10 protein-coding genes are annotated in these 21,171 nt (G+C 35.7%); all 10 read right to left on the bottom strand.

The window, feature by feature from the left end:
- Nucleotide 1: 1 nt before the first annotated feature.
- The 10 genes from AC1Q5Z_RS15010 to AC1Q5Z_RS14965 all read right to left on the bottom strand — a co-directional run bounded on the left by AC1Q5Z_RS15010 (nt 2) and on the right by AC1Q5Z_RS14965 (nt 21,139).
- Nucleotides 2–808 carry an SDR family oxidoreductase gene (locus AC1Q5Z_RS15010; RefSeq protein WP_343583885.1) on the bottom strand — a complete coding sequence of 269 codons (807 nt, stop codon included), beginning with the start codon at nt 806–808 and terminating at the stop codon, nt 2–4.
- Nucleotides 809–951: 143 nt separating this feature from the next.
- Complete coding sequence (locus tag AC1Q5Z_RS15005; protein WP_492445656.1) at nt 952–3,363, bottom strand: glycoside hydrolase family 2 TIM barrel-domain containing protein; 2,412 nt, start codon at nt 3,361–3,363, stop codon at nt 952–954.
- Nucleotides 3,364–3,641: 278 nt separating this feature from the next.
- Complete coding sequence (locus AC1Q5Z_RS15000; protein WP_492445654.1) at nt 3,642–7,169, bottom strand: malectin domain-containing carbohydrate-binding protein; 3,528 nt, start codon at nt 7,167–7,169, stop codon at nt 3,642–3,644.
- A gap of 269 nt (nt 7,170–7,438) precedes the next feature.
- Nucleotides 7,439–10,168, bottom strand: a complete 2,730-nt coding sequence (locus AC1Q5Z_RS14995) for an alpha-d-galacturonidase (RefSeq protein WP_492445652.1) — start codon at nt 10,166–10,168, stop codon at nt 7,439–7,441.
- 235 nt (nt 10,169–10,403) lie between these two features.
- Nucleotides 10,404–11,285 carry a sugar phosphate isomerase/epimerase family protein gene (locus tag AC1Q5Z_RS14990; protein WP_492445650.1) on the bottom strand — a complete coding sequence of 294 codons (882 nt, stop codon included), beginning with the start codon at nt 11,283–11,285 and terminating at the stop codon, nt 10,404–10,406.
- Nucleotides 11,286–11,451: 166 nt separating this feature from the next.
- Nucleotides 11,452–12,597, bottom strand: a complete 1,146-nt coding sequence (locus AC1Q5Z_RS14985; RefSeq protein ID WP_492445648.1) for a sialidase family protein — start codon at nt 12,595–12,597, stop codon at nt 11,452–11,454.
- Nucleotides 12,598–12,740: 143 nt separating this feature from the next.
- Entirely contained in the window at nt 12,741–15,491 is a 2,751-nt protein-coding gene (locus tag AC1Q5Z_RS14980; protein ID WP_492445646.1) for a glycoside hydrolase family 78 protein, read from the bottom strand.
- 199 nt (nt 15,492–15,690) lie between these two features.
- Entirely contained in the window at nt 15,691–16,779 is a 1,089-nt protein-coding gene (locus AC1Q5Z_RS14975) for a HEAT repeat domain-containing protein (protein WP_492445645.1), read from the bottom strand.
- A gap of 69 nt (nt 16,780–16,848) precedes the next feature.
- On the bottom strand, nt 16,849–18,339 hold the full coding sequence (locus tag AC1Q5Z_RS14970) for an MGH1-like glycoside hydrolase domain-containing protein (protein ID WP_492445643.1): 1,491 nt from the start codon (nt 18,337–18,339) through the stop codon (nt 16,849–16,851).
- A 349-nt stretch (nt 18,340–18,688) separates the two neighbouring features.
- On the bottom strand, nt 18,689–21,139 hold the full coding sequence (locus tag AC1Q5Z_RS14965; protein ID WP_492445642.1) for a glycoside hydrolase family 95 protein: 2,451 nt from the start codon (nt 21,137–21,139) through the stop codon (nt 18,689–18,691).
- Between the last annotated feature and the right edge of the window lie 32 nt (nt 21,140–21,171).

Raw genomic sequence — 21,171 nt, 5'->3', positions numbered from 1 at the left:
ATTAAAAAGTAAACATTGATTTGATGTTCTGAATCTGAGTTTCAGCACCCAAACTTAATCGTTCGTTATACAATGCATTTGCATCTTTTCCCGCTACATATCGAAGTTGACTTTTATTATCTGTAGCAGCTTCAAAAATGATTTGGGCAACATCTTCAGCATTTGTATAATTGTCAATTTGTTCAGCGCTATAACCTTTGCTAACTTCTAAAGTTAATTTTTCATACGCTTCATGCTGAGCAACTTCCATAGATCTTATGGCAAAATCTGTTTTCATTCCCCCTGGCGCAACCACTTTTACCTGTATCCCAAACTGAACTAATTCTGATGCGAGACTTTCCGAAAATCCATCAACAGCAAATTTTGTAGCGCTGTAAATAGAACAAGTTGGAAAACCCATTAATCCAAAAGTAGACGTTATATTAATGAAAGTACCGCTTTTTTTCTCACGGAAATGAGACACAAATGCCTTTGAAACCCAAATAACGCCAAATAAATTAGTGACGATCTGACGTTCAATTTGATGATTTTCCAGAGATTCCAAAACGCCAATTAAACCATAACCTGCATTATTCAGAACCACATCGATAGAATATTTCTCCAAAACACTTTTAATCGTTGAATCGATCTGTTCTGGATTTGTTACATCTAACGGAAGTACAATGACGTTTTCCAGCTGGTTAAATTCTGTTTCTTTTTCAGGATTTCGCATAGTTGCTATGACTTGCCATCCTTTGCTCTGAAATAATTTTGCTGTAGATTTCCCTAATCCTGTTGAAGCTCCTGTAATAAAAATTGTCTTTTGCATTTTTAATTGTTTTTAAATTATAATGCAAAGATCAATCGATGCCTAAGTCTGTTTGTAGCCTATTTGGAAGATGTCGTAGCCAAAATGACGGATATAAAAAAACTCCATTATTTCTAATGGAGTTTTCTAAACGTTATATTTTTTTAATTCACTTTAATTTCAACTGAAGAAACTGGAATTCCACTTTCAGTCTTAGCCTTCAATTGAATATTCTCTTTTTTTCCATTAGATTGAATAATCGCAATACATTTTCCATTAAACAATTTACAAGAATTTGCTTTAAAAGAATCCAAATTGGCTTGATAACCATTATCAACACCAACTAATTTCCCTCCGCCAGAAACTTCAAAATTGACTAAATCCATGGCGTTTGGGACTAAATTCCCATCTTTATCAGTCATAGAAACTGTTACGTAAACCAAATCGTAAGTATCGTTTTTGATTGCAGTTTTATCTGCTTTTAAATCGATTTTAGAAGCTTCTCCAGCCGTCTTTATTTCTTTTTCTAAAACCACCTTTCCGTTCTTTCTCGAAACCGCTTTTAATGTTCCTGGCTCAAATTTTACTCTCCAAGAAATATGCAAATCATCATTTTGTTTTGATTTCTTCCCTAGAGATTTTCCATTTAAGAACAATTCCACTTCATCAGCATTATTGTAATACGCCCAAACTTCTACTTCTTGATCTTTTTTCCAATTCCAATGCGGTAAAATATGCAGAACCGTTTTATTCGACCATTCACTTTGATACATATAATACACATCTTTCGGAAGTCCGGCTAAATCAACGATTCCGAAATACGAACTTCTTGCAGGAAACGGATATGGATCTGGCTCTCCGATATAATCGAATCCTGTCCAGATAAAAGTTCCCGCCATGAAATCCTGACTTTTAATTGTTTTCCAGTTTTCTTCGTGCGTTGCGCCCCAATACGATTTTACCTGATCGTAAGCCGAAACCGTCCAATCGGCATTTCCGTCAAACGGGGCACCGTGTTTTGTTGGCCAAGCTTTAATTCCGTCAGGAAAATCATAATGTCCACGTGTTTCTAAAGCCGAAACACTTTCTGAAGCCAATATTTTTTGTCCTTTAAATTTAGTTGGAAAATCTTTATAATCTTCGTGTTTGTAATTGAAACCCAAAAGATCTAAAGCTCCAGATTGGTAAATGAAGTTTTTCTCAATTACATTTTCGGTCAAAGCCGAAGTTACTGGACGAGTTGCGTCTAGTGATTTTACAATTTTAGCTAATTCTCTGGTAATCGCAATTCCAGTTGAATCAAACTGTTCTCTAATTTCATTACCAATACTCCACATCATAACCGATGGATGGTTACGGTCTCTTTTAATAAAATCTTCTAAATCTTGTTTGTGCCAAGCATCCCAATCTTTGTGATAATCGTTGGTTACTTTTTTCTTTTTCCAAACGTCAAAAGCTTCATCCTGAACGATAAACCCCATTTCGTCGCACAATTGCATCATTTCCAAAGAATGTGGATTATGAGACATTCTGATAGCGTTGGCTCCCATTTCTTTCATCAAAGTCAGTTTTCTTCTAACGGCATGAATATTTTCTACCGCACCTAAAGCACCATTATCGTGATGCAGACAAACGCCGTAAATTTTAGTTGGAACACCATTTAAAGAAAATCCTTTTTCTGAATCAAAATTAAAATATCTAAATCCAAGTGGAGTTTCATAATTATCAACCAATTTCGATTTCTCGTAAACCTTTGTAATGACTTTATACAAATACGGATTTTCTGTACTCCACAATTTCGGCTGTTTTACTTCTAAATCATGAATCTTTTTTTCTGAGGTTTTAGCACCAATTTTTTCTGTTGATGTAAAATTGGCAACTTCTTTATTTTCTGCATTTACAATCGAAGTAACCAGTTTAAATTCTTTTGCAACAGCATTATCATTATCAATCGTAACTTCTAGATGTATTTTTGATTTTTCTGCTGAAACTTCTGGCGTTGTTACAAAAGTTCCCCACTTCCCTACATGCAGTTTTTCACTGGCAACCAAACGTACATTTCTGTAAATCCCAGAACCCGTATACCATCTTGAATTGGGTTGAGCATCGTTATCGACTTTTACGGCAATTGTATTTGATTTTCCAAAGTTTAAATATTGCGTCAAGTCATATCCAAAAGAAATATATCCATTCGGACGCATTCCTAATGATTTTCCATTAATGAAAACTTCACTGTTCTTAAAAACACCATCAAATTCAATTGAAACTGTTTTGTTGTTCCAATTCGCTGGAACAGCAAACACTTTACGATACCAGCCTTTTCCTGCAGGTAAAAATCCTTGTGCCTGTTTGGTTTTGGCATCTTTATCAAAAGCGCCTTCAATACTCCAATCGTGCGGTAATTGAAGCGCTCTCCAATCAGAAGCATTGAAATTGGCATTTATTGCTTCTGGATAATCTCCTAATTTGAAGTTCCAGTTTTTGTTAAAATCTTCGACAATTCTGGCTTGTTTTTGTGCAAAAACTGATACCGAAAACAATATTGTTAAAGCAATTATTATCTTTTTTAAAATCATAATATATTTAAATAATCATTTTTAAAATTCCCAACTTATCCAATCTTGTCATTTCGACGAAGGAGAAATCTTCGCGAGTAACTCCGCAACGTATTGCCAATCTTTGTCGAGTTTCTTGTGAAGATTTCTCCTTCGTCGAAATGACAAACTGAATGTGATAAACGTTGGGCAAATGCTTTGCGCGGGCTTCGACTCCGCTCAGCCTGACAAACCAGATAAACCTTTGTACCTTTTCACCTATGCAACTTTGTACCTCTGACCCTTTGAACCTCATAAAATCACTGAAATTCAAAATTATCCAGCATTAATCCCTTCAAATCATCTCCTTCCAATGTTATTTTATACGTTCCTGCGTTAATATAACCACCAGAAGTCGTATTTAAAATCTTCCATTTTTCTGGAGAAGGAAAAAATTCAATTGTATCATTTCTCATTAAAATTCCGTAGGCATCTTCCATTTTGAATTTGACTTTTAATGGTGTTTCATTTCGGTTCATAAAACGGAAACGCATTAAATAAATTCCGGCAACTCCAGGTTTTACTTCAAACTCAATGCTATTGTTTGTCTTTTTTGTGAACTCTATATAGTCAGCTTTTTTCAAATTTCCTTTTTCGATTCCTGTTCCCGTTGTTTTTGTCTTTTCGGCTTCGATAATTACAACTGGTCTCGAATCGTCTTTTTCGCCCATGTCGTAAGTTGGAACCACTGCAATTGTGTTTATAGTTTCTGAATTATCAAACAGAACTTTCTCGCCTTTCTTCACTTTTTTAGTGAAAACCACAAATTCGGTTTGACTGCTATTTTTAACTTTTTCTTCTAACTTTTTATATTCAGAAAATCGCTCTATATTCAAACTTTTATTACCTATAAAAAGATATAATTCTGAATCTTCTTTAGCTATAAACGATCCTTTATTTTTAGAATTAGATGAAAACTGTAAATAATCTGCTCCAAAAACCTCTGAAGGCAATTCGGTAAAAACAACATCAGAATCAGAATATTGTTTTGAATTAATATCCAGCCATGAAGCTACTCTGTTGGTTTTATCATAAGAATCTAAAACCAGATTTTGAATGTTTTTTGAAGATTCTGACGCTGGTCTTGCATGAATGTCTTTTGTTGCAATCGCAATGGCAGAAATAATCGCTTGTGAAGCTTTTACATTTGGGAAGGAAATAACAATTTTGCCGTTTGTACTTTTTACTTTAAAGGTCTTTTTCAAAGCGTTATCATGTCCAGCTTCTGCCCAAATATCGAAATCTTTTAAAACAACATTATCGTTGATGGCAACGTCAAACAATCGCCAGCCTTTGCAGTCTAAACCACCGCCAGTTCCGTACCAAGATTCTGTGAAATATAATTCGACTAAATATTCTCCGTCTGGAGCAGGAAATTCGTAACGTAGTTTATCAACTCCGTATCTAAAACTTTGAAATAACTCAGGATCTTTTGTTCCGTTTATTGGGTCGAAAGTTGTTCTTTGACTGGCAAAAAAGTCTGGAAGTTTTTCAAAATTATCTGTCCAAGATAAAGAGCCCCAAGTATTTTGTCCGTTCTTATGAGTATCCGTTAACCAAGTATTTCCAGCAGAATCTGTCAATTCAGAACCACCACAATTTACTCTATAAATGTAATTATAACCTTTTTGAGCTTTTGTTATATCCTTTTTCTCAGACGTTAAAGCATCAAAATTTGGTGCTTTTGGAAAGTTATTTAAAACGATATAATCTTTAGCAACCGCTTTTCCGTTTACATACCCAACAGCATATAAAACATTGTACTGAATATTGATATTATTAAACTGAAAATGCTGTCCAATTCCTGGATTTTTTAGTTTTCCAAGTGAAGCTTTATTGACATCATTAAACAATTCTACTTCATCACAATTCGAGTAAATATCGATTCCGTTTTTGATTCCCGGTTTTTCCCAACGGCTTGGCCACGTATGCGAAACAATATAAACCATCGGATTGATTTTGTTCGAAACATAATTGGCTCGATACATATAAAATGCATCCAAAGGCTCGCCCCAAATGGTAAAAAGTCCTTTATAATTTACTGGACCAACTTTGTCAATGTCTCTAAAACCTTCTCCGTTTTGCACTCGCCCCGGATTTTCATGCGAAGCAAAAAGCCAATTAAACTGTCCCGCAATTTTATCTTTTACCGATTCAGCTTCTCTAACTTTAATTTCCATTAATTGAGAAAAACGGTTTTCGCTTAAAGTTCCTTTTTGGTCAAACTCGCCTTCTGTATGCAAATCGGCTGAACGCCATGCGCCGTATTCTCCGTTTAATAACTGAGTAGTCATTTCCAGATGGTATTTTAACGGATCTCCGCCATACGTTCCCGACCAGTTTTGAACGACATTCCAATCTGTTCCTTCTCCTCCATTACAAGTTGTTACGATTCTTTGCGATGCTGATAACGGATCCATTTCGCGGATAATCTGAGTGCATTCTTCTGCAAATTCTTTCGGAATCGTGCTTTCATTCTGCAATCCCCACATTACTACAGATGGACTGTTTCTTCGTTCCTTGATCCATTCTCGTAAAAGCGTTTTGAAGTTTTCTTTAAACTCAGACGTATCGTACCAAATATGTGCTGAAAACTGGCTCCAAAACAAGATTCCGTTTTCGTCTAATTCCTTTTGATATAATAAATTATGAGGCTGATGCGCTTCTCTAAAAGCATTAAATCCGCCTGCTTTTATCTGTTCGATTCTGGAATGAATCATTTCGTCTGAAAACGAATGACTTTTTCCAATCAAATGTTCGTATTCGCAAACGCCATTTATAAAGACTGGTTCATCATTAATAAAAAAGCGATTGTCTTTTCCGTCACGGCTAACTGGCCAACTTACCCAACGAATTCCGTAAGGCGTTGTTAACTGATCGATTATTTTCCCATTTTCGTAAACTGAAGTAACCAAATTATACAAATATGGATTAGATGGCGACCATAATTTAGGATTCTGAATCTCAGGAAGTGTCAATGCTATTTCCTTTGTTTCTCCCGAATTGATTTTGTTATCGCTTTTATTGATAGCAACTTTCTTTCCTGAAGCATCTAGAAGGATATTTTCGACAGTTAAATTTCGTTGTGAAGTGCTGTAATTCTTGATTTCTGTAGTGGTATGAAGAATCGCTTTTTGTTTTGAAACCGATTTGTCATTCCAGATATGAACACCAAACGGCTGAATTCTAACATCATTTGTAATTACCAAAGAAACTGGCCTGAAAATCCCCATTGGCTGAGAACCTTCTGAAAATCCCCATTCTCCTGAACAACCTCCGCAAACCCAAGGAAGATCTGCAATAAAAGAGGGATGCGCTGCTTTTACTAAAATGATATTTTCTTTGTTGAAAGAAACTGCTTTTGTAATGTCTAAGGTGAAAGTAGTTCTTCCGCCTTTGTGCTCTCCTACTTTTTTACCATTTACCCAAACAGTTGCATAAGAACTTACACCTTCAAAATAGAGAAAATGCTGTTTTGAACTGTCTTTCTTATCGAGTTTTAGTGTTTTTTTGTACCAAGCGGTACCATGTAAATTTCCATGTTTTGTTCTTCTGAAACCATAATACTGATCCCAATTGTGAGGCACACTAACCTTTTGCCAATTGGAATCAGTTTTTGGATTTTCTACAAAATCTTCTTCTTTCAGCGGAAGATTATCCAGTATTACGGTTTCCCAAGACGAATTCAGCGAAATTTCTTTACGAAACTTCCCTAAATCTTTGCTCTGACTCCAAACAAAGCAAAGGCTTGAAAAAAAACAAAAAATAAAAAAAACTATTCTATTCATATTTTCTATTTCCTGCAAGGTTTTCAAAACCTTGTAGGTTTACTTTTTAACGTTCATTTAGAATACCTACAAGGTTTTGAAAACCTTGCAGGAAACGCATATGTTTCTTTGACACTAAACCTAACAGGTTTTGAAAACCTGTTAGTTCTAAATTAACTACGAGTTTGCGTGAGGGATGGCAGTGGAGCTCTTTTTTGAGGCGATTTTTCTTCGCCTCAAAAAAAGCAGGAACGTACAGCCCGACCCGAAGGGGCACGCCCAAATCATTCTTAATAAAACAACCAGTCAATAGCTGCTTTTTCTCCTGCATCGATATATCCAACATCGCGTGGTGATATAGTTTGATCTGCGTCGATGAAACCTAAAATCAATACTTTTCCTTTTCCTAAATCTAATTTATTCTCGCCCGGCTGGAACGTATACGTATGAATGTTTACACGAGGCAAATCTTTTAAATTCATTGCACTTGCCAGAATTACTTCGGCTTGACCGTGCGCATTTCCTGCTGCATCTGTCTCCAAACTTGGCGGCAATAAAAATCTCTTTTGATCTGAATTGAAATAACCCACCACTAATTTAACCGCTTTTGTATTTCTAAACTTCAAATGTGTTCCTTTTTCGTTTTGATCGTTTTCTACAAATGAGAATCCTCTTAGGTTTTGAAGTTCAGGAGCAATTTTAGTTAATTCAGAAATATCTGTTCCGTAAACTTTTGTACCCGTTTTTACTAGATACGTTCCTGGTTTTTCATCTATAAAAGTTACTTCTGCTGATTTCCAAGGTTTACCTTCTTTGGTTTCTATTTTACCATCTTTAGAAGATTTTAGCTTCTCTAGATTTCTTTTAAAATTAGCCAATTCACGCTCATAATGCGGTAACAATTCTGCCCAAGTTTTGTTGTTTCCATCGTCTCCTCCAATCGGGATTCGGCGTTGAGCAGTCTGCATACTGTTGGCATAATAGTACGTATCTTTTGTTAGTTTTACCAATAACTCATAATACTCAATACTTTTTTCTAAATGAGGCAAAGCTTTGTCTAAGTCGGTAATATCATTTGAATAACTGTATCTTAAAACCAATAAAGCTGCTTTTACTTTTTCTGAGAAAAAATCGGCGAAAGCCTTATAAGCATGCATATCATTTTTAAGGCGTTCAAATTCTTCTTTGTCTTTGGTTACGCTGGCTTCTGCTTTATCTATTGCTTCAACAGCTAATCTTCCGTGTTCTGTAATTTCAGCAATAATCTGCGTTGGAAGTTCGCCCGAATGCGGTTCTTTATTCCACTCTTTTTTAGCATATTCTAAAAGCAATTCGCCCGCTGGTCCACAAGATTCATGGAATCCAGGATATACTCTCCATTTGGAAGGATTTACCAATTGACTTTCGAACATTCCTAACAATAAGGTTTGACGGTTTCCTTCTGTGATTCCGAAACGTCTTAATGTTTTTGGAGCAATTTCTCCTGTTTCTTCGTACGCTTTTAAAATGTTATTTGCAGCTTCCTGACTCGTTCCGAATTTCGCAGCTAAATCATTATCCCAGAATTTAACTTCTTCGTTTCGATCTCTTTTGCTATCCCAAGCATATCTTGCCCAAGCTTTGTACCAAATCCAGTCACGATCCATTTCTAATAAACGTTCTCCTGATTTCGTTTTATCCGCAGAGTAAGGCCAATCCCAATACGAAGCTTGCGGATATAAATGCAGTGCATTTGCTCCGTGAACGCTGTGCATCGCTTTTACCGTTTTCTGGATAAAATCTGGCGAACCGTATCTAAAAGGTTCTAAATTAGCCAAAATATGAACGTTTTCAATATGAATTGATTTAAGGGCACTCAATTGTTTGTGCGTTTCTCCCCAAGGTCCTCCCGGCGTGTAAGTCGTTAAAGATTCTCCTGTATATTTACTTTCTGTATATAAGTTTTTGTATAACGGAAGTGATTTTTCCATCACCAAAGGCCCGTCCGTATCGTGAGAACGCAAAATAATCGGCGGTTCTTCTGTTTTTCCTAATGCTTGTAAACCGTCACGAACACCCGGAATAATAGTTTTGGTAAACCATTCTACATCATCATCAACGGTATTGATTGCTTCTCCCAAACAAACCATTAATCCAACATTTGGATATTTTTCGATAAAAGCTGCAATAGATTTTCTAGTATAATCTGACAATAAAGGCGTAATAGGTCTTGAACGATCTTGTGTTTTAATATTGTAATGCTCTGCAAAAGGCTTAGAAACAATAATATTATAAAACATCTGAATGACCCAGATTCCTCTTTTGTTGGCTTCAACCGTTAAGAATTTATAGATTTCTTCGTTCTTTTTGAAATCTTCATCACTAACTTCAACTGCAAATGGATATTCTTTTAGTTTCACCAAAGAAGCAAACGGGTGTCCGTTCCATAAATACAAAGAGTTCATGCGGTTTTCTACCAGCATATCCAAATACTTTATCCATAAAGCTTTATCATAAAACCAAGGAAAAGTTTCTGGCGTATATGGATATTCGTAAACATCTCGTCCTGGAAGATAAACTGGTTTCTGCATTCCGATACAAGCGCCTCTCAAAACCATTTCTGGACTATCGTCAATATTAATTTCTGAAGGAAGTTTTCCTGAAGCTTTAATTTTATCTGTTAATTCTAAAGCACCATATAAAGCTCCTGAAGCATCTGTTCCTTCAATGTAAATTACATTATTTTGAGTACGAATCTGAAAACCTTCTTTCTTGGTTAATTTGCTATCGTCGATTTTAGCGCTTTTAGCATTTTTCTTCCAGAAATCGGTTCCTTTTTCTCCAATTACAATTACTTTATCTTTTGATTTTTTGAATTTATCAGAAGAAGTTACACTGAATCCTTTTGCTGAAAGGGTTTCTGATAATTTCTCTGCTCCAAATTTTGTTCTTGGCGAACTCGGATCACTCACAACGGTGATGTTCTGCGCTGTCGCAAAAGAGACATAAAGACATAAAAAAAGTAATTGTAAATATTTCATAGTATTTTAATTTTATTCATTAAAAATTCCCATCTAGTTTGTCATTTCGACGAAGGAGAAATCTCCACAAGTAGCTCAACACTGTAATTATCAATCTTTGTAGAGTTACTTGTGGAGATCCCTCGTTCCTCGGGATGACAAAAAATGAGAATAAAATCTGCGTAAAAAAAATCACGCAGATTTATAGTGAAAAATTGTGTTGTTTAACGATTACATATTGATCACTGTTTATTGTTTAATTCTGGAAAATCTTCTTCAAATAAGCTACGTTTGCTCCATAATTGGCTTTTACATTATGTACTTGCGTTACGTCGCGAGAACGCTCTACAATTAGCCATCCGCTCCATTTCATTTCATCCAAAGTCTGTTTGATTTTTGGCATGTCGATCGCTTTGTCATTTTCTAACCAAAACTGATCGGTATTCGAAGCGTGAATTTGAGCTACATATTTCTTTCCTAAGATCTTTAATTCCGAAGAAATATCTCTTTTATTATCTAAAGCATTCGCAAAATTGAAAGAGCTTTTAATATATTTTGAGCCAACTTCGTCTAAAAGTTTTTTCTCCTCTGTCGCGTCCAAAGAGGTTTCAATCGCAATTACTCCACCGATTTTACCGACTTCTTTTCCTGCCCATTGCAGTCTTTTAATTACTTCTGGACGTAATTCCGGATTTTTAACCAAATCGGTTTGTGTTCCTAACGGAAGATAAGCCACTTTTACCTTCATGTTTTTCATGGCCTGAATACAATCGGTAATCATTGGCGTTATTTCTCTTGTCGCAAAAGACTGTGCATAAAATCCAGACATCGCAATTGAGCTGATTCCAACGCCAGTTTCTTTTGATTTATCTAAGAATTTTTGTCTTTCAACTGGGTCGCCCAATTTGCTGTCAAATGTTGGTCTATTTCCTAAACCTCCCATATCCAGTTCGATTCCGTCAGCTTTTATTTCAGCTGCCAAACCGAAAGCACCAAATTTTTGTCTTTTTAAAATCATCCAGTCACAAACAGCCACTTTATATTTTTGTTTTTTGGAAGACTGAGCCGTTGCACAGCTATTGAATGTCGTTGACATAACAACTAGCATTGCAATAAATAAATTTCTTTTAGATTTCATGGTTATATTTTTTTTGTCACAGATTAAAAGGATTAAAATGATTTTTTTTCTAATCAATCTCCATAATCTGCCAAATCTGCGAGAGTATTTTTTTTCACGCAGATTTGGCAGATTGAGCAGATTTTTTTAATCCATTTAATCCTTTTAATCTGTGGCTATATCTTTATTACTCTTCTTCGGCTTTTACTGCCGTTACCACTTTTCCTTCGTCACCTGGCCAGATTCCGTTTTTAATTGGAAGCGCCACTAATTTGCTTGGATCGATTTTTACATATTTCAGTTTTTCTCTTCTCCAAGTGTACACGATATGAACCATTCCGTCTGAACTTTGAATAATTGAAGGATAAGAATATTGGCTGATTTTTGAATCTTCTAAAACTAAAGCCGCATTCCAATGGATTCCGTCTTTAGAAACAGAAACATTTAAAGGCGTTCTTGGTCCTTTTGCTTCTTTTCCAGGAGGAAGAACGTGATTGTATACTAACAAATGCCTTCCGTCTTTAAGCGTTACAGCATCAGTTCCTGAGTTGTTATTTGGAAGTCCGATTAACTCTACATCCGACCAAGTTTTTCCGTTATCTTTTGAGAATGTGCTGAAAATAGCTCTGTTTCTAGTTCTTCCGATAGCTTGAACACTTCCGTCTTTATGAAACAAAATACTTGGCTGAATTGCATTGATTTTTTGTTTTCCTCTTGGAAGCGTATCGCCCATTACCCAAGTTTTTCCGAAATCTGGAGTAGATTCCATACGAAGTCTCCAGCCGTCGCCTTCAATACTTGACGGACATAATAAAGTTCCGTTGCTTAATAAAACTGGTTTATTTTTGATTGGCCCTAAGAAACCGTCTGGCATTTTTTGAGCCTCAGACCATGTTTTTCCACCATCAGATGAAGTTCTGATTACGCCCCACCATTCTGATGGTTTTGGTCCTATTTTGTAGAATAACATTAAATCGCCTCCCGGAATTTGATATAAAACTGGGTTCCAAGTTGGTAATCTCGGCCCTTCTTTCATCACACCATCGGCAACTTTTACACCTTCTCCCCATTTATCACTCCCTTTTGGTTTAATGGCCACATAAATGCAAACATCTGGGTGTCTTTCGTGAGTTCCACCAAACCATGAGGCAACTAAATCACCATTTGTAGCTTCGACAATTGTAACGGCGTGGCAAGACGGATAAGGTGCTTTATCATAAATAAATTCATCTACTAAAATTCCTTCTTTCCAAGTCTTTTTCTCTAAAGCCGATTTACAACTTCCTAAAAGGAAAAGTCCAAACAAGACAAATGCTAATTTTGCTAACTTCATTCTTAATTAAATTATGAATTATTTTTTTTGACTATAAATACATACCTAACATTTTTTTAGGTAAAAATATTTAATAAGTGTAAAAATAACACCAAAAAATTAACAATGTATCCTGTACTGTCCCGAATTATTAAAAATGCAGATTATTTAACGCTAATAGCAAAATTTCCTGACGAAAGTGTGACAATTATTTGATTTTTTTCTACAGAATAAGTATAAGAAGTCTTATCCAGCTTCTGTTTATTGATAGAAATAGTTGAAACATCAGTCGCAGGAAGACACACAATTGCAGAAGTATTAGCTGGAATCGTAATATTCCAAACCAAAGCTTTTTTATCTTTTTTCCAGTCACTTTTTATTGTCCCGTAAATCGATTCGTATGAAGCATTTACATAAGTCAATTCAGCATTAAAATCTGGTTTCATAATAATTTGTTTGAAACCTGGAGTTTCAGGATTGCTTTTGATTCCCGCCATATTCTCGTAATACCAAATCAATAAATCGCCTAAAAGCATCACGTGATTTTGCGAATTCATTGCTGGATCGGCAGTATTTCCATTCCAAAGTTCCCAAATGGTTGTGGCACCGTTTTCGACCATATAACCCCAGCTTGGATAGGTTTTGTTTGAGGCCAATTTGAAAGCCAAATCTCCACGACCAAAATTGGTTAATGTTCGCATTAAAAACTGGGTTCCAATAACCCCAGTACTTACGTGACCGTTTTTAGTCACCTCTACTTCGTGTACCAGATTTTCGAAAACTTTTTGCTGTAATTCTTCTGGAACCATTCCGAAAGTCAAAGGCAGTAAATTCGCTGTTACGGTATTATTGGCATAATTATTTTTTGATGGATTAAAGTATTTAGCGTTGAATGCTTTTTTGATTCTTGAAGCTAATTCGTCATAATGTTTAATGTCATTTTGCGCATTTGCAATCACAGCAAACTTTTTCATGATATTTAAAAGCTGATAATAAAACGCACTCGAAATCAATTCGCCGTCCGTTAAACGAGAAGGATCTTTCGAACGGATTAATTTCAAAGATTCAGGCGGAACACACCAATCGCCGTATTTGTCTTTGGTCATGATATCATCAACCAAATAGTTTTCTTCCATGTAATCCATCCATTTTTTCATAGACGGATATTGTTTTTCAACAACTTTCTTATCGCCAAATTGTTGATACAGCATATCAGCAACTGTAATATAAGTTCCCGGCCAAGTTACATTATCACCATAATAACGCCAGAAAGCAGGCGCTACATCTGGAATTCCACCATCGATAGTTTGTGAGTTTTTAATATCATCTAACCATTTTGCATATAACGTCTGATTATCAAATAAGAAACTTTCTCCGTAAGCTCCAGTTGTTCTGTCCCCCAACCAAGGCTGACGCTCATTTCGTTGCGGACAATCGATAGGCATTCCTTTATAATTACCGCTGATTCCCCACCAAGCATTCTTAAAAATCTGATTCATAATTGGGTTCGAAGAATCAAAAGTTCCTGTTGTGGCAATGTCATCATAAACGACTTTTCCAACGAAATTTTCTAAAGTCGGTTTAGTTTTGAAACCTGAAATTTCCACAAATCGAAATCCGTGAAAAATAAAACGAGGTTCCCAAACTTCTTCGCCTTCACCCTTTAACGTATAAATATCAGTTGTTTTGGCATCACGTAAATTGGCAATATATAACGAACCATCTGGCTGTAAAGATTCAGCAAATTTCATGGTGATTTTGTCGCCCGCATTTCCTTTTACTTTCAATTGTAGCCAGCCCACCATATTTTGCCCCATATCCAAGATATAAGTTCCTTTTGATGTTTGTTTGATCGAAATAGGTTTTACTTCGCGTTTTATCTTCATATTCGCCGACATCTGTCCTTCGTAGAATCCGCCTGGTTCCTGAACATATTCTGCCGAAAGCCATTTTTTATCATTGAAATTAATAGTATTCCAGCCTTTCATTTCTTTACGGGCATCATATTCTTCGCCATCGTATTCATTGTTCGATAAAATCGGACCGTCAGTTGTGATTTTCCAAGTATCATCAGTGCGAATAACTTCTTTGCTTCCATCAGTATATTCTACAAACAACTGCAAAGCCATTTTTGGATACCCAAAAGTCTTGATTTTATAAGGTTTGTAATCTTGACGCATCGTAAAAAAACGTCCGTTTCCTAAAATCGTTCCCAACACATTTTTTCCTTCCTGCAATTGCGAAGTCACATCAAAAACATTGTATTTTACATTCTTCGTATAATCTGTAGGAACGGGAGCTAAAACCTGATCTCCAATTTTATTTCCGTTAATGTATAACTCATACAAGCCCATTCCCATGATATAAACCTTGGCACTTTTGATTTTCTTTTTTAAGTCGATTTCTTTTCTTAAATATCTGGCTGATAATCGCGAATACTGCGAAATACCATCTCCTGGAGAAGTTTTCTCATACCCAATCCAACGAGTCGATTTCCAGTCGGCATAAGTTAAAATTCCGATGCTGAAATGTGCTGTTTCTTTTGATTGAATTTCTCCTTTATTGGTAAAAATCGTTACTTTCCAATAAACATCTTGTCGGTCTTTTAGTTTTTTTCCGTTATAAATTACATTTACAGATTCGTCGCTTTGTACCTTTCCACTGTCCCATAAATCTGCGTTTCCTGCATTTAGTTTTTCTAAAGACGAAGACGCTAAAATTTGATAATTAGTTTGTTTTACATCGTTTACCTCCGCTTTTATTTTCCAGCTTAATCTTGGCTGTAAAACGTCAATTCCTTCTGGATTTGTTAGCATTTCGCATTTTAAATCACTCACAATGATTTTGTTTTGGGCTTTCGCCGAAATTGTGAAAAGTGAAATGATTAAAGTAAGATGTAAAAAAAACTTTTTCATGGTATTATTTTTTCTCCTAACAGGTTTCAAAAACCTGTTAGGTCTTTTTGTTTTTTATTTATAGACAAAGTATTGTCATTTCGACGTAAGGAGAAATCTTCGCAAGTAACTCCGTAACAATAATCTAATCTTTGTCGAGCTTCTTACGAAGATTTCTCCTTACGTCGAAATGACAAAAATGAGAACAATTCTACAAATATTAAGGATTTATAAATCGTCTTAATTTATCCAATGTGCTTAAACTCTCAAAAGCAACTTTATTTTGCTCCAATAACTTACTTGTTTCCCATCGTATTTTCCATTCTGGATCTTTTAGCTTTTGTCTCAGCTTCGATACTATAGATGGATTAGCCTTTAAAACCTGTTCATCAATCCAATCAGGAAGAAATTCTAATGCGTTTAAACGAGTTTCAAATTCTTTATGATCTAAACCCTTTAATAGTATTTCTCTAACTCTTTCTGCAGGATAAGAATCTATTGTCTCGACTATTATCTCATTAATAACAGAAGAAAGTTCCTTAACTTTATTTTGCTCTACTCCTATTTGGTAAACTCTTCTGAATTCATCTGAAAGAAAATCTGCCCATTTATCAAGATCTTCATCCTCACTCAATGCATAATAGACAAACCTAACTTTATCAGGCTGTGCATAAATATTGTTTTCACAAAAACGCTTTACCGCCTCTAGATCTTTTACCGCCAATTTCTGAATGTCTTTAATGGCTTCTTCAGATTCCTCATATTCAAGATCGTAATATTCATCTAGAGTGATGATCTGGTCAAAATCATGTATAGGTTGGTAAACCGTTTTATTTTCGCTCATAGTGCTTGGTATAAACTTGGGAGTATATTTTTTTAGAAGTTCTTTAATTTCATTTTCAGATACATCGTAATCATCTATTTTTATTTCGATCGTTTTCTGCTTATAAACAAAAGTGAGGTAAAACTCCTTGTATGACAAATTGTACTTTGCTGTATGTTCTGTTTTGACGATAACTCTTGGAAATACAATATCTTTCCATTCATAAGAAATCTCATTAAGTTCTAATCCTTCTTGTGAGAATATTATTTTTTTATGAAAATTAAAGAGCGTCATTACCGCTTTTTTTCCATAAACGATGATAAACAAAACAGCGACAATTGGTAATATTAAATTGCTAAATTTAAATGTAAATTTTTCAACATTTATAAGTGATAAAAAGTAAATCCCTAAAACCACAAATACCATATTCCATACAATATGAGATACACCACCTTTGATTGAATAGTTTAATACTGTTTTTTCCAAATTTTATTCTTTACTAAATCAATTTTGTCTTCTAAACCTGACAAACTTTAAAAACTGTTGGGCTTAAAATTATTCAGAAACTAACTTCTCCAATTTCTCAGAAACCGCAATTTCTTTTCCGTTTTTAAAGATTCTAAAACCTTTTCCTGTTTTATATTTTTCTCCTGTTTTATCCCAAAGAATGGTAATAATATTGCCATGATATAGAACATTATCCAGACAAAACCAATCCCATTTTTCTTGCGGAATCAACGGATTCACTTCAATCTTTTCATCAGCTCTCGGACGTAAACCAACCAAACCCGTAATCACTAAATCATTAAAAGTCGAGTGATTGTAGTAACGGCTTCTTTCTCTGTCGCCCATTAACCAATAACCTGTTGTTTCATCCAAATACTCGCCAAGATAAGGTTTTCCTCTATAATATTGTGATTGAACATACAATTCCATTTGTTTGAAATAATCGGGTTTGGCTACAAAATCCTGATTGTAATTATTCAAAACATTCGCCAAAGCCGTTAAAGTCTGCGAACTTGCAAATGGCCAAATCGCGCCGTCCCATTCGCACGTTCCTGTTCCGTGTGTTCTAAATCTTGGACTTCTCCTTTCGGCCGTTGTCAAACCAAACGGAGCTGAAAATCCTTTTTCATCTTTAATTTGTTCCCAAGCTTTTTCAAATCCTTTATTTTGCTCTGGAAGATTAAAATACCACGGAATAAATCCGATTGCTTCTCGAACTTGTGCTAAAGTATCTTTTTCTGTTAAAGTTTCAAAGAACTCACTTTTAGAATTCCATAATTTGGTTTCGACTAATTGTTGTAAAACGTCAGCTTTAGCTTTGAATTTGTTTTCTGTTTCCTTATCACCTTTCAATTCAGCCATTTTAGAAATTGCTATAGCGTTACCATACATATAACTGTTAATCGTTGGTCTTGCGTTTTGCACTTTTCGTCCTCCACTTAAGGATTCTTCCATTCCATCTTTCACATCATGTTGCCAAAACAAACCATCTTTACGCTGACGGTCTTTTTCCCAAACGGCATAATCCGTAACCATGTCTGGATACAAATCCAATAAGAATTTTTCATCTTTATTCACCAAATAACGATTGTACAAAGCATCAGCCGTCCAACTGCTGAATTTATACAATTTGTTCATTGGTTTTCCATCATTTCCTCGGTACCAAAGTTTCACATCCTGTTCAATGTATTTCGGGTCATGAACCCATCTGAATTCGTTGATATGATGCCCCAAAGCACAACTAATCATATTGTATTTATCGGCATACGAACGATCTACCAAAAACTCTGTAATTGCAAATCCCTGTGGTGTATTCTTAATATGTTTTCGAACGCTCCACCATCTGAAATAATAGATTTCCTCAAAATTCTGCTGTGGACATTCAAACAACGGAATATTCTTTTCCATCCAAGCCCAAGCGCTGTCATTCGGAATTGCAAACTTCAAATTTTCATCTTCCATTTTGTTGAAATAATCCACATAATGTTTGAAGCTTTTTTCTTTTAAAATAACCGATTTTCCTTTTTGTGAATGTTCCACAGTCGATTTGCAACCACTGTTTATACAAGCAACGACAACTGAAAGTATTATTATTTTATGTTTGAAATGTTGTAACATATTCTAATTATTATTTTAAAACTAATTCTTTGGGCGTGTCCCTCCGGGTCGTGCTGTCCGTTCCCGCTTCCCGATGAAAAATCGGGAGAGCTCCACTTCCATCACTCACGCAAGAGACCTCTACGTTTTACCACTCTTTCAAGGTTTACTACTCCTGTAAGGTTTTCAAAACCTTGTAGGTGTCACTCGCAAACTTTAATGATTTATACCTACAAGGTTTTGAAAACCTTGCAGGAAACGTATCGAGACCTGACAGGTTTAATTCATTATTTTAATTCCCAGTAAAAGTATAAGTCTGCCCTGCTTTCATATTCACATCGTAAATATTGTACGTTGGCAATTGTACTTTAGGCAGTTTTGCTTCTTTAGAAATAATCGGTTTCTTCACTTCTACATCGTAAAACAACGGATTCGGATTCTTTCCTTTTGCTTTTTTAAGCGAAGAACCTTTCAGCGTATTCTCAACTTTTAATCGGCAGTTTCCTCCAATTTTCGAATAGATTTTTAACTCCGAAACTTTATTGTTTTTCCATGTCATATCGATTACAAATCCACCTCTTGCCACTAACCCTTTTATGCTTCCATCTTTCCAAACGCTTGGCAAAGCTGGCAGTAAATGAATCGCATCTTCCTGACTCTGCATTAACATTTCGGCGAAACCGGCTGTACATCCAAAATTTCCGTCAATTTGAAAAGGCTGATGCGCATCTAACATATTCGGATATGTTCCGCCTCCTTTTCTTTGATCCGCTGTTACCAAATGCAATTGATCCTGAATCAATTTGTAAGCGTGATTTCCATCTAATAATCTCGCCCATAAATTTACTTTCCATCCCATTGACCAGCCTGTAGATTCGTCTGTTCTGTAAATCAAGGATTGTTTAGCAGTTTCAAATAATTCGGGTGTTTTTATTGCCGAAATCTGATTGCTTGGATACAATCCGTACAAATGCGAAACGTGTCTATGATTGTCTTTCGGATTGTCCCAATCGTCCTGCCATTCCTGCAACTGATTGTGTTTACCTACTTTCATTGGAGGCATTTTTACCAAAGCATCGCTTACTTTTTTTACATAAGCAGCATCTGGCGAAACCAATGCCGAAGCTTCGATAACATGCGTAAACAAATCAAAAACCAGCTGATTATCCATTGTTGTTCCTGATGCAATTGTAGATTTTCCAGTTCCGCCTGCGTGTGTGTTTTCGGGAGAACTTGAAGGAACAACAACTAAATATTTTGTGTTTGGATCTATCACCATAAAATCCAAAAAGAAATCAGCAGCGCCTTTCATGATTGGATAAATTTCTGCTAAATATTTTCTATCTCCAGTGTATAAATATCTTTCCCACAAATCTTGACAAACCCACGCACCGCCAGTCGGCCACATTCCCGAAGCAGCTGAATCTACCGGAGCGGTAACTCGCCAAATATCAGTGTTATGATGCAAAACCCATCCGCTGGCATTATACATTGTTTTTGCCGTTTCTGCGCCTGTTACAGCCAACTCTTTTGCCATTTGCACAAAAGGTTCGTGCATTTCCTGTAAGTTAGTTACTTGTGCCGGCCAATAATTCATTTCGGCATTGATGTTGGTCGTGTATTTACTGTCCCAAGGCGGAGTGACCATATCATTCCAAATTCCCTGTAAATTGGCTGGCTGTCCTCCTGGTTGCGAACTTGAAATTAAAAGATAACGTCCAAATTGGAAATACAAACTCGCCAATTGCGGGTCAAATTGTTTCGAAAAATCTCTGATTCTTTCGTTTGTTGGTTTCTTAGTCAATTCATTCGAACCTAAATCTAAAGAAACTCTGTTGAAGAATTTTTGGTAATAATCAACATGGGCTTTCTTTATAGTTTCAAAATCTTTTACTTCGGCTTTAGCCAAATAATCTTTACTTTTTGCAATTTCATCTCCCGAAATATCTTGATAATTTTTAAAGTTGGTTGCAATCGAAATGTATAAAGTTACTTCATCGGCTTTGTTGATGCTTAAAACGCCGTTGCTGGCATCGATCTCTCCACCTTTGTTTTTAGCCGTTAATCGTCCTTGAAATTTTACTTTCCCTTTTACGCCTTCAAAATTAGTTCCAACTCCCGAAAGTATAATCTGGTTTCCTTCTGTCGAAGCCATCGTTTTATCAATCGGACTGTTCATGAAAACGTTACAAGTAATCTGTCCTGGCTGACTAGCAGAAAGTTTCACTACAATAACCTGATCTGAAAATGCGGTTAGAATTTCTCTTGTAAATTCAACACCATTTACTTTGTATTTTACTTTTGCTGTAGCATTGCTAATGTCTAAATCACGATAATAATCGGTATATTTTTGATGTCCGTTAAATGAAATATAAACGCTTCCAAAAGTCTGATACGGCATTCCATCATTGGTTTGCGACATAATATCCTGCGTTGCCAAATCCTGCGCTTCATCAAACTTTCCATCAAAAATTAACTGACGAACAATTGGAAGTGCTTTAATAGATTTATTATGTGCATTGCTGTTTGGAGAACCTGCCCAAATAGTTTCTTCGTTCAACTGCAAACGCTCAACTACTGGATCTCCAAAGACCATTGCGCCTAAACGTCCGTTACCCAAAGGTAGAGCTTCATTCCAGATGGATGCGGGTTTATCGTACCATAATTTTAGGTCGGTTTGAGCTGTTGTTGTCAAGGAAAAAATTCCAAAACAAATAGCCGTCATTTTACTTTTTAACTTCATAGTATATTTTTTTTTCGCCACGAATTACACAA

It is taken from the genome of Flavobacterium sp. GW823-FHT06G12, from assembly GCF_058794775.1.
The sequence above is the reverse complement of the archived record's forward strand: the minus strand, read 5'-3'. Positions and strand labels throughout refer to the sequence as shown.